The sequence below is a fragment of the Panacibacter microcysteis genome (assembly GCF_015831355.1).
In the GTDB taxonomy this organism is placed as follows: domain Bacteria; phylum Bacteroidota; class Bacteroidia; order Chitinophagales; family Chitinophagaceae; genus Panacibacter; species Panacibacter microcysteis.
The window spans coordinates 1328571-1354941 of sequence record NZ_JADWYR010000002.1; the positions used below are offsets into that span (position 1 = coordinate 1328571).

Here is a 26371-nt window from a genome sequence, read left to right on the forward strand (position 1 = left end):
GACGCAACGAAAGCTTAATGCTTATACCCTGCCGGGCCACAAAAATTGTATTGGTTAAAAAAATTACGCGCAAAAGCTTTCCAGTTCTTCAAGCATGGCCTTACTGCCAATAAATATGGGCGTGCGCTGGTGTAATGCGGTGGGTTGTATATCGAGAATACGTTCTTTACCATTTGTTGCTTTACCACCAGCCACCTCAATAATAAAAGCAAACGGGTTGCACTCATACTGTAAACGCAGTTTACCGTTGCGGTTATCGGCCGTGGCCGGGTACATGAAAATGCCACCTTTTATAAGGTTGCGATGCAGATCTGCCACCATACTGCCAAAATAACGCTGCGAATAAGGGCCACCATTGGTCTCGTTTTTCTGCTGGCACCCGGCAATATATTGTTTTACAAAATCCTCGTATTGAAAAAAATTGCCATGGTTAACGGAATAGATTTTTCCATGTTCCGGACATGTAATGCCGGGATGACTCAGGCAGAACTCACCGATAGAGGGGTCGAGTGTAAAACCATTTACGCCCCGGCGTGTGGCATATACCAGCATGGTTGATGAGCCGTAGACAATATAACCTGCAGCTACCTGGTTAATGCCGGGCTGCAGGAAATCATCGATGGTACATGGCGTGCCCGGTTTGCTTTTACGGCGGTACACACCAAAGATGGTACCGATAGAAATATTTACGTCGATGTTATTACTGCCATCAACGGGATCGAACATGACCACGTACTTACTGTTGTTGCTTATTTCATCATCGAACACCACAATGTCATCCATCTCTTCACTGGCACAACCGGCACAGCTTATGCCGTTTTTAAGTACACTCATAAACTGGTTATTGGCGAAAACATCCAGCTTCATCACTTCCTCGCCCTGGATGTTGCGGCTGCCGTCATAACCCAATATATCTGCAAGGCCTGCTTTATTTACTTCAACATTTACACGTTTGGCGGCAAGGCCGATATCTCGTAACAGGCTGCTGAGTTCGCCTGTTGCATTGGGTATGGTGCGGTATTGCTGAATGGTAAACTCATCTAGTGTAAGTATCTTCCTGGTTAGTGCCATGGTGCAAATCGTTTCAGGCAAAAGTAGTTGCCTGCAAAAAATTTACTTTTCATTCCTCCTATCTTTGTTCAACAGGTTATACAAATCATTAACAGGTTTCAAAAGATTGCTATGAAAGTTTTCAAATTCGGTGGTGCAAGTGTGAACAGTGTAGAAAGAATTCAAAATGTAAAGGAGATTATCAAAAGCTACAGCGATGAGCAACTGATGATTATTATTTCTGCCATGGGTAAAACCACCAATGCGCTGGAAAAAGTGGTGGAAGCATTCTACGCCGGCCACAAAGAAGAAGCTCTGCAACTTTTCGATGGCATCAAAAAACAACACGTAACCACTGCAAAATATCTATTGGTTACACATTACAACGCCTGTATTGAACAGCTAAACAGCTTTTTTACCGAAGTTGAATGGTTAATGCATGATAAACCGGTAAGAGCATTTGATTATTACTATGACCAGGTGGTGTGCGTGGGCGAATTACTCAGTACCTGCCTTGTGAGTTATTACCTCAACGAAATGCAAGTGGCCAATACCTGGCTCGATGTAAGAGATATCATTAGGACCGATGATAATTTTCGCGATGCCACCATAGACTGGGAATACACAGCCCGGAAAGTAGACGAACTAAAGGCACAATATTTCCATAACATGCAGGCGGCTCAATCTTCGTCGGTTCTTACGGCAGACGATGCCAACTATACACCGGGCATTGTGATAACGCAGGGTTTTATCGGCTCCACCGATGAAAATGAGAGCACCACGCTGGGCAGGGAAGGAAGCGATTTTACAGCAGCCATTTTTGCCAACCTGCTCAATGCAGAAAGCCAAACGATCTGGAAAGATGTGGAAGCCGTAATGAGCGCAGACCCCAAGCAATTCCCCGATGCTGAGATTATACACGAGTTAAGCTTCGATGAAGTGATAGAAATGGCCTACTATGGGGCACAGATCATTCATCCTAAAACCATCAAGCCACTACAGAATAAAGGTATACCGCTACATGTAAAGAGTTTTATAGATCCGTCTCTGCCGGGCACTGTTATCTACAAAAAACAACCGAGGCACCTGCCACCCATTATCATAATCAAAAAACAACAGGCGCTGATGCACCTGCACAGCCAGGATTTTTCTTTTGTGGGCGAAAAACCGATTATTCGTTTGTATGAATATTTTGCATCCAATAAAATTCGGCCCAATCTTATACAGACCGGGGCAATAAGCCTGCAGGTTTGCCTGGACGATAAGCCCGAAAAGATAGACCACCTTGCCGCCGAAGCAGGCGCCATCTTTGATGTGCAGGTTGAAAAAGGATTAAGCCTGTTAACGATCCGCCATTATACAACGATGCTGATCGAAAAAATGACTGCAGGTAAAGAAATTGTATTACAACAGCAGGACAAACAAACCATACAGGTTTTATACAGGGACTGATTTTAGTAACAGGCAGCAGTATTTATCGGCTTGAAAACTAAATTTAATGATGTTATCAAATGTAGTTTTTAGTTGCACTGAATGCTTTATCTATTGTTGTTTCAGCGGTAGCATTTACTGGCGTGAAAACTGAATTGATTTATAGTATCAAATGTAGTTTTTAGTTGCACTGAATGCTTTATCTATTGTTGTTTCAGCGGTAGCATTTCATGGCATCGCCTGTTGTGTCACTCACTTGTGCGTTCCGTTTTTCATGTCGGCCGAAGCGATCCGTTGTATCAAACATAAAATCATGTAAAGGTGTGAAATAATATTTCTTACCCACCGTCTACAAACGCGTATAGTAATTCAACCTGGCCTGGCAGGTGTTGCGTTTACTGCCGCCGAATTTAATGGATACGTGAAATATTTCTATTCTTCATCCGGGTCTTTTCAAAGCAGGGGCATGAGCTTACATTAGTCTGCTCCGGTTATTTTCATCCCGGGATGAAACGTCAGGTAAGTATTGAGTACCGGCACATTTTTCTGATGCACTATAATGCCACTGCAGGTTTGTTCGCTGCCTGCAAATTCAAATGCAATACCGCCGGTTTCATCGTCATATAACAGCATGCTACGTCCGTCTTTAGCTGTGTATGAACCAATTCGTTTTATTGTAAACTGTTGCTGCACGTTGTTGAAGGAAGCGGAAACTTTTATGCCGTTTCCTGTCTCAAAAAATAAAGAAGTAGTTCTGACAAGCTTTACCGATTTACCATTCATCGATGTGTCTTTATAAGAAGTAAAAATGCTCAGTTCACTGGTATTGTTTTGCGCATCTTTTTTACCAAACCAGAACAACCAGGCTTTGCCCATTGCAGCATCGGAAGAATCCGGCTTACCCAATTGTCTTTCCAACAGTGCCGCATCTTCATCAATTTTTACGCTACCGATGCTTGCACCGGGCACAATAAGCTTTGCAGTATCGATAACAGCAGATGAGTCGTCAGGTACTACTGCAGCTGAATCTGATTGGCTTGACGCATGTTGTTGCTGATCATTTAGGTTTCCGTTACATGCAGCAAACAACAGCAACGCAATAAAAATGAAATTTTTCATTAACCGAGTGTACTCAAGAATAATACCCATTTTTTAGAAAACCATTTTGCATAGGTTGCCTGTAATAAAACATGGCCGTGCCCGGAGCAGCCGCGCAGCGATATACAGTACAAGAGTGCGACGCAACAACAGTTCAATAGCAAACCTGCTGCCGGCTACAAAAGTATTGTGCAATAAAAAAAGCAACACGCCAGGGGCAGTGTTGCTTTTTATAAAATAATTGCTGATTAATAATCTGAGCCGCCACCAAACATCCAGCCGATAGAAAAACCTATAGCATCCATTGTTTTGGTCTTAATACCGCTAACATTAGAAAGGTTTGTAAAACCACCATTAAAAAAGGTGCTTAGCGCAAGTCCGTTTGAAAACTGAAAGCCTCCCTTCAAGTGCAAACCAATATCAATTGGCTTAAGCTGCCCGGGCTCTTTTCCAAAATCAATGTCTGCGCTCTGGCCCTGCTCCTTTACCTTCCCGCCCAATGAATACATAATATTCGGACCAACACCTACAAACAGGTTGCCGCCATTGTCAAAAATCTTTGAATACATGATCGGAACCGGTAATGAAATGCGGGTGAAAGAAATTTTTGAAGTATTATCATCCTGGTAAGACAATGAACCTGTTTTAAAAAGCAACGAAGGTCTTACAGCGAGGAAGTTACCGAGCTGAATGTGAGCAGTTGCACCTGCATGCACATTGATGCCCGCATATACATCGCTTTCATCGTTGTAAAGGCCTGCAGCGGAAAAGCCAACCTCGGGCCCAACACTTACCTGCGCATCTACGTTATTGGTGAATGGAAATACAAAGAGAGCGGCCAATGCCATGTTCTTTAAGAGTTTTTTCATTTTTTAAAGTTTAGGCGGCAAAAATAATGCGCAGCCACAACCTGAAAAATTTATTTCTTATTATATAAGCAGTAATACATTTAAATACCGGTAAAAAAATATTCAAACCGCAGATCACCTTTTAGCTTGCATATGCTGCTACTTGCAAAGAATTTGCGGCATTACAGATTTATTTAAACAACAACCTATCATGAAAAGCACATTTTATGCGCTGCTTATTACAGCAGCAGTTACCTCATTATGTTCATGCAGTAAAGACCGCATTACAGGCAGCGGCAACGTAAAAACAGAAGACAGGCAGCTTACAGGATTTACCAAAGTGAGTACGCAAGGTTCTACCAACGTTTTTATTACACAGGGCACATCATTTAAAGTAAGTGTAAAGGCTTACGAAAACCTTGTTCCATATCTTGAAACGGAGGTTGTTAACGGCACACTCGAAGTTCATTACAAGGACAACACCAATGTAAAGAACGACAATGCTGAAGTGTATGTAACCATGCCTTCTTTAGCGGGTACATTTATCAGCGGCAGCGCCGGCATTGCAGTGGAAGGCATCTTCAGCGGTACACAACTGAATGCTTCCATATCAGGATCCGGCAACATAGATTTTGCAAACGGCACTTATGATAACCTGGACTATCAATCATCCGGAAGTGGTAACCTTGGCGCATTTGGTTTAACCGCAAAGCATGCGGCGATAGCCATTTCGGGCAGTGGCAATGCATCAATAACAGCAACCGAAAGCCTGGATGTCCACATCTCTGGAAGTGGCACTGTATATTACAAAGGCAACCCGGAAGAAGTGAACAGTGAAATATCCGGCAGCGGGAAACTCATCAGCCAATAAAACTGCAGGCTAAAAGAAAGCACCGCGGTTGCGGTGCTTTCTTTTTTATACCATATGCATTTTACATTTTGCTGCGCGATGGTCTTAGCTGCAGATAAACCTGCCCGGCCAATGGTGTTTGTCCATACAGGTAATGCAGGGATGCCGGTGGCAAATTTGCTGATACCTGCAAACCTGCCAGCAGATCAATTTTACCCACCGCAAAAAGCTTCCTGTTAGTGCCAAGTGTAAGTTTGTGGATGTTGAACAGGTAATCATGATCAAACGCATCATCCAGTGCAAGCTCTTCCGCAGACTTTTGCACAAACTCGTACCGCCCGTACACGGCCTGCGTTTTCAACTGTTGCGTACCTTCCAGTAAAAGCGAATGTTCTTTGTGTGTTTTGCCTGCATCATTCATGCCCCATACAAATGCACCGGTAAAAAATTTATCATTTCTAACAGGCGTGGCATATAGAACAGAAGCCGTATAGCGCCAGATATTTTCTGAAGGGTGGAGCAGTTCAGGACTTTCAAGATATGCCTGCGAAAATTGTATAGCCCATGCCCTGCCGGGGTTATAAGACAGCCTGTAACTATAGCTGTCAAACTTCATCTTATCGAAACCATAACGTTTTTCATCTGGTTCCCTGCCGGTGAAGTTGGATAGTTCGAGCTTGAGTTTATTAACCCTTACACCAAGTGTGGCAACGCCAAACGTAATGTGTGTTGCATCCTGCCAGTGGTGGCTCAAAGGTGCATCAGGATCATTCATGGCGCTGATGCGATGCATAAAGGTTGGTGCACTGATGGCTGGTTCGCCGGGATAACCAAAGTATCCAAAGACATCAACAGATTTACTAAGGCGTTGTGTGTATCCAACGCTCAGTGCAGCAAAAAGATCGTGTGGGTGTTGGCGGTCTACCAGTGTCCTTCCATTATAAGATTCACCTGATTGAAACAGCAATGGATAGCCTGCATTGCCAACAGTAAGTGCATCCAGGCTAAACATGCCGGTAACATTCAACAAACCGTTAGAACCAACCTGCCTGTTGTACATGGCCATAAACCAGTTGGGCGCATCAAACTTCGCCCCACTGCGGCTGGTCTTATCGGTCAGCTCCTGGTTATTGTAACGCAGCCACACACTGCCATGAAACATCCACATATCTTTTTTGCCATGTTTCATTAACATATACATCGGTGTGTTATCGGGGTTCCATGCTGTACCCGAACTATTCCTGTTCATAGGCAGCGATAACGAATATGCATGGTTCATACCCGGCATGTTCATATGGCCATGTTCGTGCATGTTCATGTGCATTGAATCTTTCGCAGGCATTGAATCATGTTGCATCTTGTGCATATCATGCTGCGCAAAGGCCTGCATTGAAAAAAATAGTAATGCCGGCAGAAGTGTTTTTTTCATAGATGTTTATTTAAATAAGTTAGTTATAATGAACCCGGCTTCAGTACTTTACTGATCGCTTGTTGTGTCACTCACTTCAGGGTTCCTCTTTTATGGCAGCTCCGGCGATCAGTAAACGGTCAACGCCGTGTATTTATCAACGCCCTCCTGTGCATAATCAATCAACAAAATTCAATTCATCATTCACCTTTCACCATTCACTTCCCACGCCCATCACGGCCATTGCTACCATCAGCAGGTCTTCTATAATTGTTATGGTGCTCATAGGCAAATTAAAAACGGCACCCAGGCAGGCACATTGAATTTTTCTTTTGTTTACAACACTATTAATGACGCCTATGCTGCTAAAACCCATTACAATAATGGTAGCAATATTGGTGTACAGTGGTTGCCAGTGCAGCAGGTAAGCTATACCAAGGGCAAGCTCTGCAAACGGATAGATGAATCCATAGCCATGCCAGCGCCGGGCAAGCAGGTCATAACTGCTGTAACTGTCTGCAAAGCCACGCAGGTCAAGCATTTTGAAGAATGCAAATACCAGGAAAAAGCCAGCCATAAAATTGTTCATGGCTATATGCCCAACAATTTTGTCTCCGTTGTATGCAGTTAGCAATGCAATGCCTGTTATAAAACCGAACACCAGCAACAATGGTTTGTATGTTTGCAGCCATGTTTTTGAAGGCTCTGCCGCTGTATGCGTCATCGCACCAGCATAAAAGTCTTCGGTAATATTATAATTGCCGGCTTTGTGCAATGCATTTTGCAGGGTTTGTAAGTCAATGTGACGTTGCATAGTGATCGTGGCCTGCGGTGTGTTTAGTTGTACCTCAGCGGCTGTTACGTCTCCGAGCATTAATAAGGCTGATTTAACTTTTGCAACGCATCCGCTGCATGTCATGCCTGTAATGTTATAAGTATGTGTCATAACTGAATATTTTAATGACACAAAGTTTGTACAACAAACAGCCCTCACTGTTATACAATTACAGCTATTGTTTATATTATTTCAGGTGGTCAATCGAAACTTTTTTATGCGCCTTCAATGCTTTGAAACCGGAAGGTGTAAAGCCCGTCATCTTTTTAAATTGCGCAGAAAGATGCGCCACGCTGCTATAGCCCATTTTCCAGGCTATGTTGCTCAAAGAATCCTGGTCATACACCAGCATTTCTTTTACGCGTTCAAGTTTTTGCAAAATAAAAAACTGCTCAACGGTTGTATTCTCCAGCGCAGAAAACACCTGGCTGATCATACTGTAATCTTTATGCAGCGCAGCTGAGAGATATGCAGAAAGTTTGAAATTGAAATCTGACAGCTCTTTATTATACACCAGGTCAATCACGAGGTTCTTTACCTGCTCGGCTATAACTGACTTTTCATTTTCTGCAAGCGCAAAGCCTTCAGCTTCCAGTAGTGTTTTCAGATCATCGTATTGCTGCTTTGACAATTCCTGCTGAAACGATATGTGCCCAAGTGTAACAACCGCATGCGCAATATGCATGGTATCTAACACCTGGTTTACCACTTTCACACACCTGCTGCATACCATATTTTTTACCGCTATTTCCATTAATGTTTTTTAAAAGCATTAAAAATGAGGTATTCAAAACGCAACAGGAATCCATTGGGAGCAGACCGTGCCATAGAACTCATTAGCTGGTAACGGTACCCGATATCAATACGGGCCTGGCTTTTAATGATCAGTTGCAAAGAAGGCGCGATATCGAGGTAAGAACCTTTATTATTGCCAAGTGTTTGTCCCAGCAATTCTACCATAACATTTATGTTTGTCTGGTTATAATCCACATATTCTTTTGGCAGCATCAGCTTACCAAGTGATAATGAATAGCTCACCGCCTTATTGGCTTCTGTAACGGGAAATTTATTTAAGCTTCCGTTATCGGTAGCCTGTAAGTAAGAAACATTGGCAGACACTGCGACTTTATGTATTAGCTGCGTAGCCACAACCCCCGCCTGCCAGCCGCTGTTATGACCAAATAGGTCTATTTCCTGCTGGTGTATTGCGCTGTTATTAAAACTATACTTTCCATAGCCTGCCATGCGGAAATGGCTGTGTACAGCGTCTGAACTTAAGAAACGGTACTTGGCATAAATGCTTCCACCTTCTGCTTTTAAATTATTAGCAGCATTGCTGATAAAAGCATTTGCGTGCACCATTAATCTTTTATTCACGCCCCACATAGCTTCAGGCACAACGTGATATTCATATTTTTCAGTGCCCCGCTCGTCCATAAGCATATTGGTGAGGCGCACGCCCAAAGAACGGGTGGGCATATTACTGGCCGGCTCCGTGTACACAAAAAGTTCCTGCGCCTGCAACCTGGCGGTTGCAAACAGGAAAATAATCCATAAATATTTCATGGGAATACTGCTTTGCTAAAGCAGCTTCTGTAATTGATTTTGTAATTCTTCTTCTGTGGGATTGATGGCTATGATCTTACCCTGTCTGTCTATTAAAAATGTTCGTGGAATATAGTTCACATTCCAGGCACCGGCAGTTTCGCCGCTTGTATCGAGTACCTGTACCCAGTTTATCTTTTCCTGCTGCACAGCAGTTTTCCAATCCACGGCATCGGTATCAAGCGAAATACCGTAGATCTCAAAACCTTTGTCTTTATACGAATTATACAATTTTTTCAATGCCGGAATCGTCTTTCTGCAAGGCACGCACCAGCTTGCCCAAAAGTCTACTAATACCACTTTACCCTGTAAAGCAGCAAGGCTTACCTTGTTGCCTTGTACATCGGGCAAACTGATCTCTTTTGCTTTGCTGCCTTTTTCGGGATCCTGTGCAAACAACACCACTGCAACCAATAAAAAACAAATTACAGAAACTGCTTTTTTCATTGAATGAATATAAGTTAAATGGTCACATGATAAATGCGTTCACCAGCTGCTATTTTTCCATCCGCACAGCAGCTTTCAGCTTTGCCAGTCGTTAAGCATTTCATACTGGTGAACTGCGCATATTTTTTAAACTCTTTTGCAGGTTCAAAATTCTTATCTACTACAGTAATCAACTTTTCACCGTTTAATTGCTGTTCCCGGATATCTAGAAAATGCAGATTTAGCCCTGCTGCGGTAATGTGCTCATCATTCTTTACAGTAACATCATTAAATTTAATTTTCAATTGCAGTTTTGCAACGAAAAAACCGGCGTCTTCAACGGCCTTCTTTATTGCATCAGGATCGGCATTTGCACCGTTTTTAAAAACAATGTTATAGCTCGACTCTTTAATGTTTGCCTTTACATTTTCTACGGTACTTATATTCTTCAGGGCTTCATAAATAGCTTTTGAACACATAGAGCACGTTAAACCACTGGCAACAAGATTTGCTTCTTTTACCTGCGCATTTACCAGTTGGGTTGTGAAGAACAACACACATAAAAACATCAATCGCTTCATATAAAAATATTTAGAGCAGGCCTGCGTGTAAACGCAAACCTGCGGGTAAGAAATTATTTGCCGTTGCTGCATTTTCCATCTTTGCAACAATCACCTGCTGCAACATCTTTTTTGCAGCAACTCATATCGCTCTTGCAACAACCATCTTTTGTGCAATCTTTGTCTTTGCAACAGCCTGCTGCTTTAACGCCATCTTTGGACGGCCTTTCATACTGGCAGCATTTTTCCAGTTTGTTGTAAGCTTTTTCTGATGCTTTTACATCTTGCGTATCATAGCCGGAAGCTGCGATTTTTTTCTGTATAGACAGGTTGCTGGTCTTATGCTCATCGTAAGTAACAACCAGTAATTTGGTTGATTTGTCCCAGGTTGCTTCTGTGGCGCCTGCATCTTTTGCGGCTTTTTCTATATGGCTTTTGCACATGCCGCAGTTGCCGGAAACCTTTATTGTATCTGTACCTGAATGAGCAAATGTTGCGAAAGAAAACGTTGCGCACAATAATGAGAGAATGAAATATTTTGTTTTCATACAATGAATTTGAAATGATAAGAAAAGAATGATAAAAGATTAATAGACTTAGCCGGAATGTTGCTGTATACGGCGTAACAAGATAGGAGTTGCGGTAGCTGCTCCATATACATTCAACAGTACAAGAGTGCGACGCAAGGGACGCCGGATAGCAATACTACAGCCGGTTTCACAATAAAACTAACTGTAGCACCAACGGCTTATCAAATTCGGAAAACGCAATTCTGCAGGTAGATATCGGGCGGAGATAATAATGGTGGTGCATGATCTGCAACCATAGCGGTTTGCACCTGCGGCAGCGTGAGCAATGCCATAAGATTTTGAAAACTATGCAACACTATTGCAGGAGACTGAAGGTTGAAATCTGCAGTAGCAAGCTGGTGTGCATCCTGCACCTTAACTACTTCGAACTGGTTGTTGCAACAAGGTTTTGCACTTTTCTTTCCGCACTTACAGGTTGTTTCGGTATAATCATTTACATGAACATCTGCCACCTTACCCATACAATAGTGGATATTTACCGCCAGCCCTGATGAAAGGCTGAGATACATAAACGCTAATATGAGTGCCACGGTCTTATTCATGCGAAAATGCAAAACTACAGTAGTTGGGCCATTTAAAACATGCGCCCGATCATATTTTTGTTAAATCTAATATTAGTTTACAAAGTTCCACCATATACCTACGCGGAACCAGAATGGGCGCTGGGGATAATGAGGGGCAGAAAAATTGTTGCGTGTAAAACGGAAGCCATCTTCTGTATTAACAGAGTTGATGTTTTCTCCGCGGATAAAACCTTTAAAGCTTTTGATACGAAAGTTGAGGTACGCATTTATTTCCGGCCTGTTGGCTCTGGTACTGATGTTTTCCTGGAAAATAAACTGGCCTGAAAAAGGAGAATAATTATCTGCATTGTAGCCGGTATAATACTTTACCTCCAAACCGGTGGACAGATATAAGTTTTTAAAGAAATTACCTTCAAACGCAAAGCGGTGGCGGGTTAGCACAGTTGGCACATTTATGGGCGGGTTACCGGCAGTTTGCTGGAAATGCGCTTCAATATACCAGAACCAGTGCTTACGCAGTTGTATTTTTTTGAGTGCGCCCACATGCAATACATTGAACAAAGCAGCTTCCTGCTGTGCCCTGTAAAAGTCTGTCATGTACACGTAATTACTTACGATATAGTAGTTGCCAACCAGGCTAAGATTAAGTTTCGAAAAGTTGATGGAGGCGAACGCTTTTGAGACATTTTCTTTTTTGAAGTTCTCCCCTCCTGTCAATACCGGAAATGCACTGACACTGTTGAAAAAGATAGCCGACTGTGAACGGTTCACGTTTTGAAAACCGATGAGCAGGTTTCCTTTATTACTGCCTAACAATCTTTCCAGACTGCCATATGCGTCATAATCGCCCGCATACGCGCCGGCGCTGTACAGACGCCCGCTCAACACAAGATCCCACTTTTTGTTGCGTGTTCTGTTACGGTATTCACCCGTAAAATAAACGTTGTTGTATTTTGTTTTATACGGATAAAACCCTCCTGCAATCATCTCATACCCTGCACCAAGCTTTAAAAACTGGTTCTGGTTTTTCTTTTCCGGAAAAGACACGACAGCAAACTCGTTGTTTAGTCTTGCCCACTGATCCCTGTACAGCAGGGTATCGTTGTTGCTGATGCTAAGGTTATAATATTTGTTGTACAGCGTATCTACCGGTGCATAATCATGAAACTCGTAATTCTCCCGGGTGAACTGGATAGTATGTTGTAAGCGTAGGCGCGGGTAAAACAGCCTGTATGTAAGTGAGTCAGTAACCAAAGAATCTTTCTGACCGAAATCATATTGCTGGCGGAATAGTATGGTTGTCTCCTTGTACTCATTGCCGGTGGTGATCTTTACAGAAAAGGGGTTTCTAGAAAACTGAGATGCATTACCCAGGCGTGTTTGAATACTGAACGGGTCACTAAAACTGCCATCACTTTTTAACGCGGTGTCTACCTGTATGCCGCCGTTTTCTGAAGACTGTATTTTGTTGGTAATAAAGATGAGTGTATTGTTGTACCGTTTGCTCTTACCCGTATAGCCAAGTGCAAAACGGATATTGTTATGATTGGTATTCTGGTTTTTAAATGCACCCGGTGCATTGATAAGCCTGAAACCGAAGGAAAAGTTCAGGTTGGCATTGCGGTTTTGCGTGTGCATCAGGTCTATCATCTGCTCGGCCTTGCTGCCGAGAAGGTAGGCAAGTTCTGTATATGGCCTTGTAGTAGTATACAGTTTGGTATCTTCTATCCTGAATTTATATACATCGAATGCATGAAAACCGGCGTCAAAACCCGGCTTCATATAGGGCATAAATATCATTGATCTTGCAGCGCTGCCAAAATTACCCAGGTCTGTATAATTGTACGACACAGGGTAGCGCTGGTAAAAATCGCTGATGGAAGAGTCAATTTTATAGGTCTTTGTGGAATCGAAATAGTGGTAACTGATTGTTATGGAATCTGCATTGGCATCCCTGTGCTGCAGGTTCATATTGGCAGAGTCTTTTTTGGCGACAGGCCGCCCACGGTTGTCAAAATTTCTTGCGGGAACATCATCCTGTGCAAATGCAGACAGGCTGGCCATACAACACAACACCAAACAGATAATATAAAAGGAAAGCCTGTTATGCATTTTTTAGAATCAGTTGCGCAAAATAAGCGTAAACCTGTGAATGAAAATATAATTAGCTTTTATAGTACCGCAGCCAGTTCTTTAAAGAGTGCGGTAAGTTTTGGTTCTGCGTCTTTCGCTGCCGCAAGTACCTCTTCGTGGGTAATGATATTATCGTCTTCTCTTATACCAATGTCTGTTACAACACTTACGGCAAATACTTTCATACCCGCATGCACGGCTGCAATAGCTTCCTGCACGGTGCTCATACCCACCACATCTCCCCCGGCAATTTTTATCAGCATATATTCGGCACGTGTTTCAAAGGTGGGCCCTGTAACAGCCGTGTATACCCCTTCATGAAAATGATAGCCCAATGTTTTACCAATTGCATGCGCTTTGCTAATCAGTTCCCTGTTGTATGGTTCACTCATATCCGGGAAACGTGTACCCAGGCTTTCTTCATTTTTACCAATCAGTGGGTTTACGGTAAAAAAACTGATGTGATCTTTTATGATCATAAGATCTCCCACTTTATACGCAGGATTTACACTCCCGGCAGCATTGGACAATAACAAGGTGTGTACACCCATCATTTTCATTACCCGCACGGGGTAAACTACCTGCTGCGGTGTATAACCCTCATAAAAATGAAAGCGGCCTGCCATTACCATCACCTTGCGGCCATTTAATGTTCCAAAGAGCAGTTTACCGCTATGGCCAATTACTGTGCTCACAGGAAAATGCGGCACATCTTCATAAGGTATTTCCTTTTCTATGTCGATCTCCTGTACCAAATTACCCAAACCGCTGCCAAGAATAATACCTGCTTCAGGTGTGTCTTTATACACAGATTTGATGTAGGAAGTTGTTTCATTAAGCTGCTGTAACAGACCAGTTGCCATAGCATACATTTTATGTGTGGGCAAATATAGGCGAAGCGATATGATTTTATCTTCATTCTGCGAAGCCGTGAGTGAATCTTAGAAAAAACCGTAAGACTTTGTAATATTTTACATTTCTTACTAACAAATGAATAAAACAAAAAGCTGATTATTACAATAAAATACAGAAAAACGCATTAAGACAAGTGTGAGCAAAATGCCTCACTATATGTTAACATTTACATTACATTTGATTGCTCTTGATTCTTTTCTAAAACAAATTCGACCAAAACAATGCTTAAAAACTGGAAAAGTTTATTTGTGAAATCCGAAGATTACCCTGAAGAGTCTACAAATATTAAACCTGCCGCCGAGTCTTTTTCATTTCCCGTAAATGCGCCGAATACCTCTACGGTAAATATACCGTCTCATTCAGCCGGCATTGAGCAGAGGATTCTGGATGAAGTGCTCAGCGTGTATGAAAGCGGGCTCGAATCTATAAATATGCCTGGCTATGACTTCTATGAATTCTATAAATCTGTGGCAGCGACCGGACAGGTAACAGAACAATCATACAACATGGCGTTTATGATGGCCAAAACACTGGATAAAACACTTACGCCGCAAAAGCTAACCGGTGACGCCGAGTTTTACATCAGCAAAATAAATGAAGTCCACAGCCAGTATGTAGCGCAGGGACAAAAAAAATTAAATGCTTTACAGGAGCAAAAAAGTAGTGAAAAAAATAAATTAACCAACGAAATAGATGCTGCTACAGTAAGAATCTCTCAGTTACGAAATGAATTGCAGCAACTCGAGTCTGATATAAATCAAAAACGCGGTTCATTGTCTAAAATTGATGAAGCGTATTTTCCCGAAGAAAAGTCGGTAAGAGATAAGATGGTAGCCAACGATGTTGCCAGGCAGGCAAGCGTAACTAAACTTACTACTATCAAGGAAGGCATTCTAAAATTTATAAAAACTATCTAAAGCATACAATATGGCTCTTGAATCAAGTAAAGTACTTGAGTTACCCATTCTCAAGCATTTTGATAAAAATGACATCACACTAAGCCCGAAAAACTGGCGTAAAGGTGAAAAAGGGATTGCTACTATATTCGGGCTTATTTTAGCCGGAACACTCGCATGGGGCTTATATCAATATGTTTTACCAATCGTCTTTACATGGATAGGTCAGGCTTTGGGAGCTATTGCTACTGCGGTGCTGGTGATTGCTTTTTTCATAATGCTGCCGGTAATCATTAAGGCACTAAAAAACCTTGCGCGTCTTTTTCATAAACTGCTTATTAAATATGATCCTTTTGGCGAGCTAGAAGAACAAAAGCAAAAAATGATTGGCAACAGAATGAAATTTAAAGAAGCAAAAGCAAAGATTAAGGCAATTAAATCCAACATGGAGGCGGAATCTGCCAAAGCAGAAAAAGAAGCAAAGGAATATCAGGAAAAAGTTCTCATGCTACAATCACGTGCAGAAAATACTAAGACCAAAATGGAAGATATGGATCGCGCTATGGGTGCGGCAGCAAAAGAAAATGATGATTATGTAGAGCTTCAAACAGGTTTGATGAAGACGCTTAGCGAAGCACAGCGTATTAGCCACATGCTTAATCAAAGTACCGGACTTGTTAGAAAATATGGCAGCCGTGCGCATGTAATCGGTAAACTGGACCGTAAATTAAATATGGTAGATACTGCAATGGAAATAAAGATTGCAGACTTCGATGTGAGCATTGATATGCTAAAAAAAGAATATGCATTTGCACAGGCAGCAAGAGAAGCTACTGAACAAGCTAAATCTGCCATGTTATTTACAAAAGGCTGGGAACTGGAATATGCTCTTGACGTAGTAACCAATACTATCGCTATGGACCTGGCCACAACAAGTGAAAACCTGCTCGACCTGGATACATTAACAAGCGAATATTCCCTTGACAGTGATGAGCTCTATTCTAAATTGGATAAGCTGGCTGATCAGATCAAAACAGATAACTACGCCTTACCGGAATCAAAAAAATACAGTAACCCCAATTATAAACTAACTGACCAGGATAAACTGGAAAGCAAAGGATTTGGAGACATCTTTAATTAATCTAATTTTTATAATCCACAAATATGAAATGGTCTAAACTCACATTTTTTTCAAAAGCCCTTATTGTTCTAATAATCGCCGGAGCTGTAGGAGGAGCAGTTTATTACTTCGCGCCAGGGCTTCGTATCGACGAATCAAAGCAACTCGAAAAACTTGACTTGTCTGAGAAAGATATAAATAATGTTGTAACGTCAGCCGAATTGCCGCTCCCGGAACCAGCACTGTCAACAGAGGTTTCTTCAAAACCGGTGGTAAAAATTGCAGGTTACGCATGGAATGCACAATCCGGAATTATCGTTGCAAATGGTGGAGCAAAGACCACCAAAGGCTCCTTAATGGAGAAAAATGGAGTAAACCTCGAAATCATTCGCCAGGACTGGCTTTCTGAACTACGCAACCTGCAAATGAAATTCATTGAAGAATTTGATCAGGGTAACAACAATCCTAAAGAAGGAGTAGCAGGAATAATGATCATGGGCGACGGCGTGCCTTTCTACATCAGTTCCGCACAGCAGGCGATAGATGATAAATACGGTGCGGGAAAATACCAGTTGCAGGTGGTAGGTGTAGTAGGTTTAAGTTATGGAGAAGATAAACTAATTGGCCCCCCAAGCTGGAAAATGAACCCTCAGTCCATGAAGGGTGCACTTATATCAACTGTAATTGGAGATGGTGATTGGGTTACCGCTGTAAACTACGCTTCTGCCAACAATATCAAAGTAAATCCTGATCCATCAACTTACGATGCAGAAGCGGTAAACTTTGTAGCCGCAGCAAACGACGACTACATAGAAGCTTCAAAAGATCTGATCAAATCGCAGAAGGAAGGATACACTGTTAGTCTTAAAGAAGTAAAAGCTGGAAAACTTACCGGTAAAACCATCAATAAGAAAGTCGATGGTTGCGCAACCTGGACGCCGGGAGATAAAATGGTTTTTGATGAATTAGGTGGTGTTACAGATATTATTTCTACAAGAGAATTCAACAACCAGATGGCAACCGCAGTTATTGTTTTAAAACAATGGGCAGACAAAAATAAAGACGTTGTACAAAACATTTTGAAGGCTACGTACACCGCCTGCAATCAAATGAAACAGTACGATGACTGGAGAAAGAAGGCTGCAGAAAATGTTGCCTCTACCTTCAATATGGAAAATGCAGACTACTGGTATAACATGTTCAAAGGACAAAAAGGCGAAAAAAATGGCATCTCTTACAACATGGGTGGTTCAAGGGTTTTCAACCTTTCCGATGCAAAGCAGTACTTTGGCATAACTGACGGAACCAATCGTTACAAAGCGGTTTACGACCAGGTAAGCAGTTATCTTAAAAATCTTAACCCTGCAGGCTTTAACCAGAATGTGAAACGAATCGTTCCTTATGAGGAGGCTGTAAATGTTTCGTTCTTAAACCAGGTAGAGAACATTGATGCAGGTAAGGCATACACGGCAGACTATAGCGAAAAGGCTACAAACGTGGTTGCTTCAGGCGAATGGCAGATAAATTTTGATGTTGGCCGCGCTTCACTACGCCCTGAAGGTAAAGACGTACTCGAGCAAATCTACAATCTCCTTATCCAGGCAGAAGACTCAAAACTCGAACTCACAGGGCATACAGATAATACAGGTACACAAGAGAATAATTACTCATTGTCGCAGGCCAGGGCTGAAGCCGTAAAAAGCTACCTCATCCAGCGCGGCATACCAGCTACTCGCTTCCAGAAAATTGAAGGTAAAGGACAGGATGAGCCGGTAGCAGATAATGCAACGGCTGCTGGTAAAGCGAAAAACAGGCGTGTTGTGGTATCTATTTTAAAATAAATTTATGAGCCGGGCAACGGAATCTTAATTAAGCTTCCGTTGCGTCGCACTCTTGTACTGTTGAATATGCTTCAGCAATTGATGCAGTCTGCCTTAGTTATTCTCAACTCGCTTCAATTCGGTTTTTAGTATAAGGAACAAGGTGCCTGCATTATACATATCATCAACAGCAGCCGTTGCAATCAAATCAGCAAACGATATTACAAGTCCTGCCAGCTACAACTTCCAGGGTACGCCCGTGATCAAAATCAACCAAATTATAATGAGCATCGCGAAATTTTTCAAACCGTTTGAACCTGTAAAAAAAAATCAGCGCCTCGTGTTGGCCGGCATATGGCTTGTTTTAGTAATGGGCTATTGGGTTATCGCTTCGTTGGGGCAAAAACATCTTTTCCCATCGCCAGGCCAGGTATTAAACGGTTTTGCATCTCTCTATAACGAAGGGCTTGTTGTACACATAGCCAGTTCGCTCGGGCTTTGTTTACAGGCTACACTTATCTCGTTGGTGGTATCGCTAACCATTGTTTATCTCTCCCCATTGCCGGCGTTAAAACCTTTGGCTGTTACACTAAGTAAAGTGAGGTATCTTCCACTTACAGGTATAACTTTTTATCTTACCATACTCGTTAGCAATGCACGATCCATGCAGGTAAGTGTTTTGGTAATATTTATGAGCCTTTATTTTATCACGTCCCTTCTTGCAGTCTTAAAGGATATTCCTTCAGAAGAAATAGACCATGCCAGATCTCTAAAATGTACACGCTGGGAAATCTTATGGGAAGTGGTTATCAAAGGTCGTCTTGACTATGTGATTGATGTATTGCGCCAAAATCTTTCTATTATCTGGATGATGCTGGTAACCGTAGAATCTATACTGGTGGCAGCCGGCGGTCTCGGCGTACTCATTAAAAACAGCGATAAGTTTATGAATCATGGCCGTATAGTAGCATTGCAGTTGGTAATACTTTTCCTCGGGTTAGGCCTCGATTGGGTTTTAAACATAACAAGAAAATCTTTATTCCGCTACTCAACATTCTAAAAATGAATCCCAAGTACGAATACGAACAGAAGGAAACCATCCTGCACGTAGAGCATTTAAGTGTTGCTTATGGTAATAAGACAATTATTCAAAACATTAACCTTGAAGAAAAAAATTGTTACAGACCCGGCAAACAGCAGGGGCAAACTATTGCTGTTGTAGGAAGATCCGGACGTGGCAAATCTACTTTTTTCAAAGCATTAACCGGGCTTATAACGCCTACATCAGGTAACATTCTGATACCAGATTTTTCGAAAGAAATTGTAAACGGCCAGCAACCTGCCAAAAAAGTAGCAGAAGGAGATGTTGGGTTCGTAGACCAGAAATATACGCTCTTCAGGCATAAAACCATTTACCAGGCACTTATGTTTTCATTGCGGCAGTCGCCAGAAAGCAAAGAGCAAAAACATGATAAAATAATGCATCACCTGCAGCAGTGGGGTCTTGAATCAGCAAAAGATCAATACCCATGCGAACTATCTGGCGGCCAGCGCCAACGTACTGCCTTGCTGGAACAGTTGCTCAGCTCAGGATACTATATGGTTTTGGACGAACCCTTCTCCGGTTTAGATGTTGGAAACATTGCAAACGTAAAAGATGCGTTTAAACTCATTAATGACAGCCATGAATTAAACACTGTTATATTCAGCACACATGATATAGAACTGGCTGTTGAGCTGGCTGACTCTCTTTATGTATTGGGTTATGACAAAAGTGTTCACAACAATAATGTAGGTACGCTTTTAAAACATTTTGATCTTAAAGCATTGGGCCTGGCATGGCACGACAGTTTCACATCAGCACATCTTGATCTGGTAAAAGAAATAAAAGACATTATGCTGCGATCATGATTCTGCGTAACAGCAGCCAATAGTCAAATCGCTGTTACTATCTTCCGGCGAATATCGCCATACGTGTACATGCAAAAATAATTTACTGACTTTCAATCTTTAGAATAAAGTGCAATAACTTATTTTTATCAAAATAACCATCCATTGATAATCCGTTTCAGCCTCCTCTTCCTGTTGATTGCCTTCTCGCATCGTCTTTCCGCACAGTTATGCCAGGGCAGCCTCGGCGATCCCGTGGTTAAAATTGATTTTGGCTCAGGCCCAAACCCGGGACCAACACTTTCGTTCCCTACAGGTTATGGCTTTGTTACAAACGACTGCCCGAATGACGGATTTTATGCTGTGCGCAACAGTACTTCGTCATGCTTTGGAGATAGCTGGCACAGCCTGGTGCAAGACCACACAGGCAATGGAAGCGGCTATTTTATGCTGGTAAATGCATCGCTGCAAAAAGGCGATTTTTATGTTGATACGGTGAGAGGACTTTGCCCGAAAACAACGTTCGAGTTTGCCGCCTGGGTGGTAAATGTTCTAAAGCCCTCTGCATGCAACGCTGCCGGCATTACGCCTGATCTTACATTTTACATCCAAAACCTGCAGGGCGATACACTCCAGAAATACAATACAGGTTCCATCCCGTCTCAGAACAGCCCGCAATGGAAGCAGTACGGTTTTTTCTTTGAAACACCTGCCGGCCTTACCGATGTAATTGTACGTATCAGGAACAATGCAGACGGTGGTTGCGGTAACGACCTTGCGCTGGATGATATTACATTCAGGCCATGCGGGCCGGAAGTTAAAGCTTCCATACAGGGAGAGTCTGTTATAGACGTAAAAGACCTGTGCGACTACAATTCAAAATCTTATACACTCACTGGTGCCATTACACAAGGCTATACTGATCCTGCCTACCAATGGCAGTTAAGCACTAATAATGTTAACTGGAGCGATATTGGCGGGGCTACTGCTGCAACATATACCCGCACACCAACACCAACAGGCACCTATTATTACAGGATGGCAGTGGCAGAAAAAGAAAACATCTCATCAGCACTATGCCGCATTTACTCTAACGTGATTAAGTTCAATGTAGAAAGCAAACCTGTGACCACGGCAGGCAGCAATAGCCCGGTTTGCGAAGATGCAGCATTGTCACTTACCGCAACAGGTGGCATATCTTACAGTTGGAAAGGGCCTGGAAACTTTTCTTCATCAGTTGCCCAGCCTGTTATTCAGCCAACGCCATTTGGTGCCGCAGGCAAATATTATGTTACCGTTACATCTGCAGCAGGTTGTGTGCAAACCGATTCCACTGTTGTTTCGGTGGTAGCAAAGCCTGCTGCCAATGCCGGCAGTGATGCCGGTATTTGTGCGGGCCGCTCAACAACGTTGAACGGAGTTTTTGCAAATGGCACAGTTGCCTGGTCGCCATCAACCGGTTTATCTGCTACCAATATTGCCAACCCAACTGTAACACCTGCCGACAGTACCACTTACACACTAACCGTTACAGACAACAATACAGGCTGCACTGCACAGGATTCTGTGAGAATATTTGTGTATGATTTGCCTGTGGCAAATGCAGGTCCCGATAAGGTGATCATGGAAGGTAACAGTATAGCGCTGGAAGGCGCAGCAACAGGTACAGGTATTACCTTCAACTGGGCACCAAATACCAGCATTAGTGATCCTGTGAGTTTAACTCCTTTGGTTACACCGCCTGCAGATGCTACCTATACATTGAATGTATATTCTGAACTGGGTTGTGGGATTGCTTCTGACAATGTATTTATAAAAGTATATAAGAAGGTGGTTGTGCCAAATGCTTTCTCGCCCAACAATGATGGCATAAATGACAAATGGCAGATACTGGCCCTTGATGCTTACCCTGATGCTGTTGTAAGTGTTTTCAACCGTTATGGGAAAGCAGTGTTTACCTCGAAAGGTAGTTATACTGCATGGAACGGTAAGTTCAATAATACTGACCTGCCGGTGGGCACCTACTACTATGTAATTGACCTTAAATCTGCCGGTGAACTTAAACTTGCGCCATTAAAAGGTTCGCTGACGATATTGCGCTGATAATGCTTTATGCACGGGATAGTGACCTGGAACTGCTGCCATGAAAAACTGCAGATAAAGTGATTGCGACGCAACGATGATTCCATGGAAAACGCATGCCGGTATAAATATTTTTTCGACGAATGTTAATCCTGTATTGCCGTGCGTGCCAGCAGCTCTTCCACATGTTTTTCGCGGTACTTATGGGCAGCGGTCAGCTTCTCCCACGCTATATTGAATTCTTTCTGCACCTCAATATCCTGCGAGAGGTAAACCTGCTTCTGAGAAAAATTGTCTTTGATGATCTCCAGGTCGTGCCAGATGCCGATATTTTCCTGTAGCTTATTGTAATAGGCAAAGTTGGGGTCGTCATTTTCTGCCTCGTGCCTTACCCAGTTGTATGCATAAATGCGTTGCTTAATGAGCTTACGCAGATCGTGCCACTCTGCGCCGGGCAGGTTTTTACGACATAGCTTTTCAACCTGTGCATTGAGGTCTGTAAAATATTGTTCGGCTAAAATCTCGTTGGTGCTGTGTACAAATTTGGAAAGTGTTTCCACGATCTCTTTAAAATCATCTTTATAGCGCGGTGCATTTTGCCTGAATTGGGCCACAAGAAAATCGAGCTTTTCCTGCGGGAAATAGGTATGTTCTATAATACCAAACTCGTGTTTTTGCAGCCATTGTTGCAGCAACTGGCTTTCTCTTACCTCGCCGGCTTTTTGAAAAACAGAACGGATTAAGTGAGCAGGTTTTTTCAACTGTTGCTTGTGATAAATGGTGCCCAGGAATTTAATGATGGCCCTCAGCTTTTTGATCTCTACACGCAGATCGTGCAGGGAAGGTTCATCGCCGTTTAACTCAAAATCGTGCAGGTTATTGAAGAGGTTTTTTACTCTTTGTGCAAAATATTTCTCCAGTGGAGTATCCATACTATTGGTTATTGAAAGTTAGCGCTACCCCTGTTGCAAAATCTACGGGATCATATTGCAGCAACTGCTTTGCTTTGGCGATGCTGAGACCCGAACGTTTTGCTCTTTGTACCGGTTCTATAAAAGTTTCAGACGTTACATTTTCAATAAGTGCTGCATCAAGGCGTAAAAACGAAGCCACGGCAACCGCCATATTATACGGCGAAAGCAGGTCTTTGCCTGCCAGGTGAAAAACCCCCTGCTGCTGCAGTGTTACAATTGCTTCTATGCCTTTGCAGATATCTGTGACAAAAGTGGGCGTACGCAACTGGTCACTCACTACTTTAATAGCTTTGCCCTGCTCGAGGTTGTTTTTTACCCAATGCAAAAAAGTGGAGCGAACACCGTTCCATACGGGACCGTAAATAAAAACCGGTCTTACAATAGCATAAGCTAATCCACTGCTTTGTACGGCCTGTTCTGCCAGCAGTTTACTTTCGCCGTAGAAGTTGAGCGGGCCTTTTTCATCGTCTTCTGCGTGGGGGCCGTTTTCTCCAAAAACAAAATCGGTGGACACATAGATAAACTTTGCGCCGGGTGTGTGTTCTTTAAGCGCCTGCAATAAATATTTGGTAGCTTCTACATTTTGCAGCAGGCAGCATTCGCGGTTTATATGGCAATCATCGGGCTTACTATTGGCTGCCGTGTGCACCAGCACATCTGGCTTTACCGCCGCAACCAACTGCGCTACGGCAGGCCTGTCTGTAAGGTCAACGGGAAAATAGGTATAAGGAACTTTTGAAGGAATGCGGCTTTCGCCCCTGCTACAGGCATATATATCGTAACCTTTATCTGCCAGGTACAACGTAAGGTGTTGACCGAGAAAACCATTGGCGCCTGTAATCAGCATTTTCATACTGCCAATTTAATAAGCTATTGGCATATTGAATAAATTAATAGAAAGTTTACAGTTTATTAATAGTCTTCGCCGCCTTCTTCACTGGTGCTTTCTTCTGTACTGCCACCAAATTCATCTTCATCGCTGTCACCATCGCCGGTGCCTTCCAGCCCAAATCCTTCTGCACCTTTGGTCAGGTCGTATTTCTCTTCAATGTCAGCAAATTTATCGCCCAGCAGGCTGCGTGTGCCATATTGCTGCGGCCCGATGCCTTCTACCCTGCTTACAGAGGGATATACGGTACGTGCGTTTTCCTCTTTGCTCACATTGATCAGTTCCACCATAAACGTCCAGTTTTTAGCAAAGTCGTACACGTATATAAATTTCTGGCTGGTGTCTCTGATCTCGCTGCCTATCGTGGTTTCTGCCATTAGCAATGGCGGGGCCACATAATCTTTTTCGTACCTGGCAAAAGATATTTCCCGGCCACGTACCCAGTGGTCGTTACTACGGTAAAAAGTTGACTGGTGCTTACTGTCAAACTCGTAAGCTTTTAATATCACATAATGCAGGTCTTCAAATGTTTGGGTGTGGCGTATCACTACATCCCTGTACACTGCATCATCTTCCTCAAAATAAACCCTGAATTTAAGTATTGCCATCCTGTTGTTGATTTCGGTTTTATGCGTTTGCGGCAGAACTGCCGTTTCGATATTCGATAAAAGTAAGATTTTATTTTGCAAGCTGTACTGCTACTATCAGGCATTGGTTGTGTCACTCACTTGTACGTTCTTATCCCTTTTCGGCAAGGGTGCAACCTGCACCAGCAGAGCAATCATCTTTCGTACTTAACAGTCATGTACGAAACTACAACTTATTCAACGGCCTGCAAACCGAGGCTTTTTGCTTTTTCCAGCATAAACATATAGGCTGCATGGTAATCGTTGGGTATTATGCCATCAAGTATTGCCTCCCGTATAGCGTCTTTAATTATACCAACATTACGACCAGGCGGTATGCCAAACTTCTGCATAATAAGTTCGCCCGTAACAGGTGGTTGCCAGTTGCGCAGGTGATCTGTTTCTTCCACTTCCTTCATGCGCTGGCGCACCATTTCAAAGTTTTGCAGGTAGCGCTTTACTTTGTATTTGTTCTTGCTGGTTATATCTGCCTCGCAGAGCAACATTAGTGCATCAATATCCTCGCCAGCTTCAAACAACAATCTTCTTACCGCGCTGTCTGTAATATTTTCTTTGGTAAGGCTGATAGGCCGTAAATGAAGCGCCACAAGCTTTTGCACCATTTTCATCTTCTCATTCAGCGGTAGCTTCAGTTTGGAAAAAATTTTTGGTACCATGCGCGCACCTACCACTTCGTGGCCATGGAACGTCCAGCCATGGCCTTCTTCAAAGCGTTTTGTGGCAGGTTTTGCAATATCATGTAGCAAAGCTGCCCAGCGCAGCCACAGGTCATTGGTCTTTTCGGCAATATTATCGATCACCTGCAGCGTGTGATAAAAATTGTCTTTATGGCCTTTGCCATCTACATACTCGGCACCGTGCAGCAACATCATTTGCGGAAAGATAAGTTGCAGTAAGCCGCTTTTGCTAAGCAGATCGAAACCGATAGACGGCTTGCGGCAAAGCATGATCTTGTTTAGCTCGTCGGTGATGCGTTCCTGAGAAACAATGCTGATGCGTTCGGCATTTTGTTTAATGGCTTCGAATGTATCATACGCAATAATAAATTCCAGTTGCGTGGCAAAACGAATGGCGCGCATCATGCGCAAAGGATCGTCGCTAAATGTTTCAGCGGGCTGAAGCGGGGTTTGTATTACACCACGTTCTATATCTTTTATACCATTGAAGGGGTCAACCAGCTTGCCAAAGTTTTGCTGGTTAAGGCTTACAGCCAAAGCGTTGATGGTAAAATCCCGGCGGTTCTGGTCATCTTCCAGCGTGCCCGGCGCCACCATTGGTTTGCGGCTATCGCGGTTATAACTTTCTTTGCGGGCGCCTACAAACTCTATTTCGAAACTCAGTTTATCTGCATCGCTGTCTTCAATAATACTTTCTTCTTCGCGATCGTGGAAAAGCGGTATCTCGTCCTGGTCTTTAAAAAATGAATGGATCTTTATCTGTGCCGTACCAAAGGTTTTAAAAAACGCAACGGCTGGTTTAGGTTTAAACCGTTCGGCCACTTTATGCGCCAGTGCAATGCCATCGCCCAGGCAAACGATGTCTGCATCTTTTGTGGGGCGGCCAATAATTTTATCCCGCACAAAACCGCCGATCAGGTAACATTCCACGTTTAGTTCTTCGGCGGCTTTTGCGATCTTGTTAAGTATAAATAATTCTTTACCGGTACACTGAATATCCATTGCGACAAAGATAAGTGTTGGAACCAACTGAATAAAACGGTGTGCAAGGCATCTGCAGGTTACAAGATTCCGCTGCGAACATTGCATATGCCGAATAATGA

At 42.9% G+C, this 26371-nt stretch carries 25 protein-coding genes; 8 read left to right on the plus strand and 17 right to left on the minus strand.

The window, feature by feature from the left end; all coding sequences use genetic code 11:
- Positions 1-63: 63 nt before the first annotated feature.
- Positions 64-1071, minus strand: coding sequence for a class 1 fructose-bisphosphatase (gene fbp / locus I5907_RS17435; protein ID WP_196992079.1), 1008 nt, complete (start codon positions 1069-1071; stop codon positions 64-66).
- A gap of 111 nt (positions 1072-1182) precedes the next feature.
- On the opposite strand from fbp, the gene I5907_RS17440 reads away from it, so the two are divergent.
- A complete protein-coding gene (locus I5907_RS17440) occupies positions 1183-2502 on the plus strand; it encodes an aspartate kinase (protein ID WP_196992080.1) in 1320 nt (439 codons plus the stop codon).
- A 456-nt stretch (positions 2503-2958) separates the two neighbouring features.
- Here I5907_RS17440 and I5907_RS17445 read toward each other — a convergent pair whose 3' ends face one another.
- Together I5907_RS17445 and I5907_RS17450 are read right to left on the minus strand one after the other, a co-directional pair.
- Entirely contained in the window at positions 2959-3600 is a 642-nt protein-coding gene (locus I5907_RS17445; protein WP_196992081.1) for a hypothetical protein, read from the minus strand.
- A 227-nt stretch (positions 3601-3827) separates the two neighbouring features.
- Positions 3828-4448 (minus strand): porin family protein, encoded by a 621-nt coding sequence (locus I5907_RS17450; RefSeq protein ID WP_196992082.1) that lies wholly within the window; start codon positions 4446-4448, stop codon positions 3828-3830.
- A 190-nt stretch (positions 4449-4638) separates the two neighbouring features.
- Here I5907_RS17450 and I5907_RS17455 point away from each other — a divergent pair, with 190 nt between their 5' ends.
- Positions 4639-5298, plus strand: a complete 660-nt coding sequence (locus I5907_RS17455) for a head GIN domain-containing protein (RefSeq protein ID WP_196992083.1) — start codon at positions 4639-4641, stop codon at positions 5296-5298.
- 61 nt (positions 5299-5359) lie between these two features.
- Here the strand turns inward: I5907_RS17455 and I5907_RS17460 are convergent, their stop codons facing one another.
- The 10 genes from I5907_RS17460 to I5907_RS17505 form a co-directional block, all read right to left on the minus strand.
- A complete protein-coding gene (locus I5907_RS17460; RefSeq protein WP_196992084.1) occupies positions 5360-6706 on the minus strand; it encodes a hypothetical protein in 1347 nt (448 codons plus the stop codon).
- Between the two features lie 190 nt (positions 6707-6896).
- Positions 6897-7631, minus strand: a complete 735-nt coding sequence (locus tag I5907_RS17465; RefSeq protein WP_196992085.1) for a heavy-metal-associated domain-containing protein — start codon at positions 7629-7631, stop codon at positions 6897-6899.
- A 76-nt stretch (positions 7632-7707) separates the two neighbouring features.
- Positions 7708-8274: a helix-turn-helix domain-containing protein gene (locus I5907_RS17470; protein ID WP_196992086.1), complete on the minus strand. Its 567-nt coding sequence runs from the start codon at positions 8272-8274 to the stop codon at positions 7708-7710.
- Complete coding sequence (locus I5907_RS17475; protein WP_196992087.1) at positions 8274-9086, minus strand: hypothetical protein; 813 nt, start codon at positions 9084-9086, stop codon at positions 8274-8276. Before I5907_RS17475 ends, I5907_RS17470 begins: the two co-directional genes overlap by 1 nt.
- 15 nt (positions 9087-9101) lie before the next feature.
- Positions 9102-9572, minus strand: coding sequence for a TlpA family protein disulfide reductase (locus I5907_RS17480; protein WP_196992088.1), 471 nt, complete (start codon positions 9570-9572; stop codon positions 9102-9104).
- 14 nt (positions 9573-9586) lie between these two features.
- The gene (locus I5907_RS17485) at positions 9587-10132 is read right to left on the minus strand and encodes a heavy-metal-associated domain-containing protein (protein ID WP_196992089.1); all 546 of its coding nucleotides are present in this window, start codon (positions 10130-10132) and stop codon (positions 9587-9589) included.
- Positions 10133-10185: 53 nt separating this feature from the next.
- Entirely contained in the window at positions 10186-10659 is a 474-nt protein-coding gene (locus I5907_RS17490) for a heavy-metal-associated domain-containing protein (protein WP_196992090.1), read from the minus strand.
- A gap of 203 nt (positions 10660-10862) precedes the next feature.
- Positions 10863-11243 (minus strand): HYC_CC_PP family protein, encoded by a 381-nt coding sequence (locus tag I5907_RS17495; RefSeq protein ID WP_196992091.1) that lies wholly within the window; start codon positions 11241-11243, stop codon positions 10863-10865.
- A 72-nt stretch (positions 11244-11315) separates the two neighbouring features.
- Complete coding sequence (locus tag I5907_RS17500; protein ID WP_196992092.1) at positions 11316-13337, minus strand: putative porin; 2022 nt, start codon at positions 13335-13337, stop codon at positions 11316-11318.
- Between the two features lie 59 nt (positions 13338-13396).
- Complete coding sequence (locus I5907_RS17505) at positions 13397-14221, minus strand: purine-nucleoside phosphorylase (protein WP_196992093.1); 825 nt, start codon at positions 14219-14221, stop codon at positions 13397-13399.
- Positions 14222-14521: 300 nt separating this feature from the next.
- Between I5907_RS17505 and I5907_RS17510 the strand changes: the two genes are divergently transcribed.
- The 6 genes from I5907_RS17510 to I5907_RS17535 all read left to right on the plus strand — a co-directional run bounded on the left by I5907_RS17510 (position 14522) and on the right by I5907_RS17535 (position 22102).
- On the plus strand, positions 14522-15190 hold the full coding sequence (locus tag I5907_RS17510) for a hypothetical protein (RefSeq protein ID WP_196992094.1): 669 nt from the start codon (positions 14522-14524) through the stop codon (positions 15188-15190).
- A 10-nt stretch (positions 15191-15200) separates the two neighbouring features.
- Positions 15201-16310, plus strand: coding sequence for a hypothetical protein (locus I5907_RS17515; protein WP_196992095.1), 1110 nt, complete (start codon positions 15201-15203; stop codon positions 16308-16310).
- A 23-nt stretch (positions 16311-16333) separates the two neighbouring features.
- Complete coding sequence (locus tag I5907_RS17520) at positions 16334-18130, plus strand: OmpA family protein (RefSeq protein WP_196992096.1); 1797 nt, start codon at positions 16334-16336, stop codon at positions 18128-18130.
- A gap of 262 nt (positions 18131-18392) precedes the next feature.
- Entirely contained in the window at positions 18393-19169 is a 777-nt protein-coding gene (locus I5907_RS17525) for an ABC transporter permease (RefSeq protein WP_196992097.1), read from the plus strand.
- Between the two features lie 2 nt (positions 19170-19171).
- Positions 19172-20020, plus strand: a complete 849-nt coding sequence (locus I5907_RS17530; protein WP_196992098.1) for an ATP-binding cassette domain-containing protein — start codon at positions 19172-19174, stop codon at positions 20018-20020.
- 144 nt (positions 20021-20164) lie between these two features.
- The gene (locus I5907_RS17535; protein ID WP_196992099.1) at positions 20165-22102 is read left to right on the plus strand and encodes a T9SS type B sorting domain-containing protein; all 1938 of its coding nucleotides are present in this window, start codon (positions 20165-20167) and stop codon (positions 22100-22102) included.
- 125 nt (positions 22103-22227) lie between these two features.
- Here the strand turns inward: I5907_RS17535 and I5907_RS17540 are convergent, their stop codons facing one another.
- From I5907_RS17540 to I5907_RS17555, 4 genes are all read right to left on the minus strand, one after another.
- On the minus strand, positions 22228-23013 hold the full coding sequence (locus I5907_RS17540) for a CHAD domain-containing protein (RefSeq protein ID WP_196992100.1): 786 nt from the start codon (positions 23011-23013) through the stop codon (positions 22228-22230).
- A gap of 1 nt (position 23014) precedes the next feature.
- Entirely contained in the window at positions 23015-23908 is an 894-nt protein-coding gene (locus I5907_RS17545) for an SDR family oxidoreductase (RefSeq protein ID WP_196992101.1), read from the minus strand.
- 59 nt (positions 23909-23967) lie between these two features.
- Positions 23968-24552 carry an IS1096 element passenger TnpR family protein gene (locus I5907_RS17550; protein WP_196992102.1) on the minus strand — a complete coding sequence of 195 codons (585 nt, stop codon included), beginning with the start codon at positions 24550-24552 and terminating at the stop codon, positions 23968-23970.
- 212 nt (positions 24553-24764) lie between these two features.
- Positions 24765-26270: a CCA tRNA nucleotidyltransferase gene (locus I5907_RS17555; protein ID WP_196992103.1), complete on the minus strand. Its 1506-nt coding sequence runs from the start codon at positions 26268-26270 to the stop codon at positions 24765-24767.
- Positions 26271-26371 lie beyond the last annotated feature (101 nt).

What these genes read in the sequence shown, in the direction of transcription:
- fbp (WP_196992079.1), bottom strand. Translation starts at nt 1,071, where the DNA reads ATGGCACTAACCAGGAAGATACTTACACTAGATGAGTTTACCATTCAG.
- I5907_RS17440 (WP_196992080.1), top strand. Translation starts at nt 1,183, where the DNA reads ATGAAAGTTTTCAAATTCGGTGGTGCAAGTGTGAACAGTGTAGAAAGA.
- I5907_RS17445 (WP_196992081.1), bottom strand. Translation starts at nt 3,600, where the DNA reads ATGAAAAATTTCATTTTTATTGCGTTGCTGTTGTTTGCTGCATGTAAC.
- I5907_RS17450 (WP_196992082.1), bottom strand. Translation starts at nt 4,448, where the DNA reads ATGAAAAAACTCTTAAAGAACATGGCATTGGCCGCTCTCTTTGTATTT.
- I5907_RS17455 (WP_196992083.1), top strand. Translation starts at nt 4,639, where the DNA reads ATGAAAAGCACATTTTATGCGCTGCTTATTACAGCAGCAGTTACCTCA.
- I5907_RS17460 (WP_196992084.1), bottom strand. Translation starts at nt 6,706, where the DNA reads ATGAAAAAAACACTTCTGCCGGCATTACTATTTTTTTCAATGCAGGCC.
- I5907_RS17465 (WP_196992085.1), bottom strand. Translation starts at nt 7,631, where the DNA reads ATGACACATACTTATAACATTACAGGCATGACATGCAGCGGATGCGTT.
- I5907_RS17470 (WP_196992086.1), bottom strand. Translation starts at nt 8,274, where the DNA reads ATGGAAATAGCGGTAAAAAATATGGTATGCAGCAGGTGTGTGAAAGTG.
- I5907_RS17475 (WP_196992087.1), bottom strand. Translation starts at nt 9,086, where the DNA reads ATGAAATATTTATGGATTATTTTCCTGTTTGCAACCGCCAGGTTGCAG.
- I5907_RS17480 (WP_196992088.1), bottom strand. Translation starts at nt 9,572, where the DNA reads ATGAAAAAAGCAGTTTCTGTAATTTGTTTTTTATTGGTTGCAGTGGTG.
- I5907_RS17485 (WP_196992089.1), bottom strand. Translation starts at nt 10,132, where the DNA reads ATGAAGCGATTGATGTTTTTATGTGTGTTGTTCTTCACAACCCAACTG.
- I5907_RS17490 (WP_196992090.1), bottom strand. Translation starts at nt 10,659, where the DNA reads ATGAAAACAAAATATTTCATTCTCTCATTATTGTGCGCAACGTTTTCT.
- I5907_RS17495 (WP_196992091.1), bottom strand. Translation starts at nt 11,243, where the DNA reads ATGAATAAGACCGTGGCACTCATATTAGCGTTTATGTATCTCAGCCTT.
- I5907_RS17500 (WP_196992092.1), bottom strand. Translation starts at nt 13,337, where the DNA reads ATGCATAACAGGCTTTCCTTTTATATTATCTGTTTGGTGTTGTGTTGT.
- I5907_RS17505 (WP_196992093.1), bottom strand. Translation starts at nt 14,221, where the DNA reads ATGGCAACTGGTCTGTTACAGCAGCTTAATGAAACAACTTCCTACATC.
- I5907_RS17515 (WP_196992095.1), top strand. Translation starts at nt 15,201, where the DNA reads ATGGCTCTTGAATCAAGTAAAGTACTTGAGTTACCCATTCTCAAGCAT.
- I5907_RS17520 (WP_196992096.1), top strand. Translation starts at nt 16,334, where the DNA reads ATGAAATGGTCTAAACTCACATTTTTTTCAAAAGCCCTTATTGTTCTA.
- I5907_RS17525 (WP_196992097.1), top strand. Translation starts at nt 18,393, where the DNA reads ATGAGCATCGCGAAATTTTTCAAACCGTTTGAACCTGTAAAAAAAAAT.
- I5907_RS17530 (WP_196992098.1), top strand. Translation starts at nt 19,172, where the DNA reads ATGAATCCCAAGTACGAATACGAACAGAAGGAAACCATCCTGCACGTA.
- I5907_RS17540 (WP_196992100.1), bottom strand. Translation starts at nt 23,013, where the DNA reads ATGGATACTCCACTGGAGAAATATTTTGCACAAAGAGTAAAAAACCTC.
- I5907_RS17545 (WP_196992101.1), bottom strand. Translation starts at nt 23,908, where the DNA reads ATGAAAATGCTGATTACAGGCGCCAATGGTTTTCTCGGTCAACACCTT.
- I5907_RS17550 (WP_196992102.1), bottom strand. Translation starts at nt 24,552, where the DNA reads ATGGCAATACTTAAATTCAGGGTTTATTTTGAGGAAGATGATGCAGTG.
- I5907_RS17555 (WP_196992103.1), bottom strand. Translation starts at nt 26,270, where the DNA reads ATGGATATTCAGTGTACCGGTAAAGAATTATTTATACTTAACAAGATC.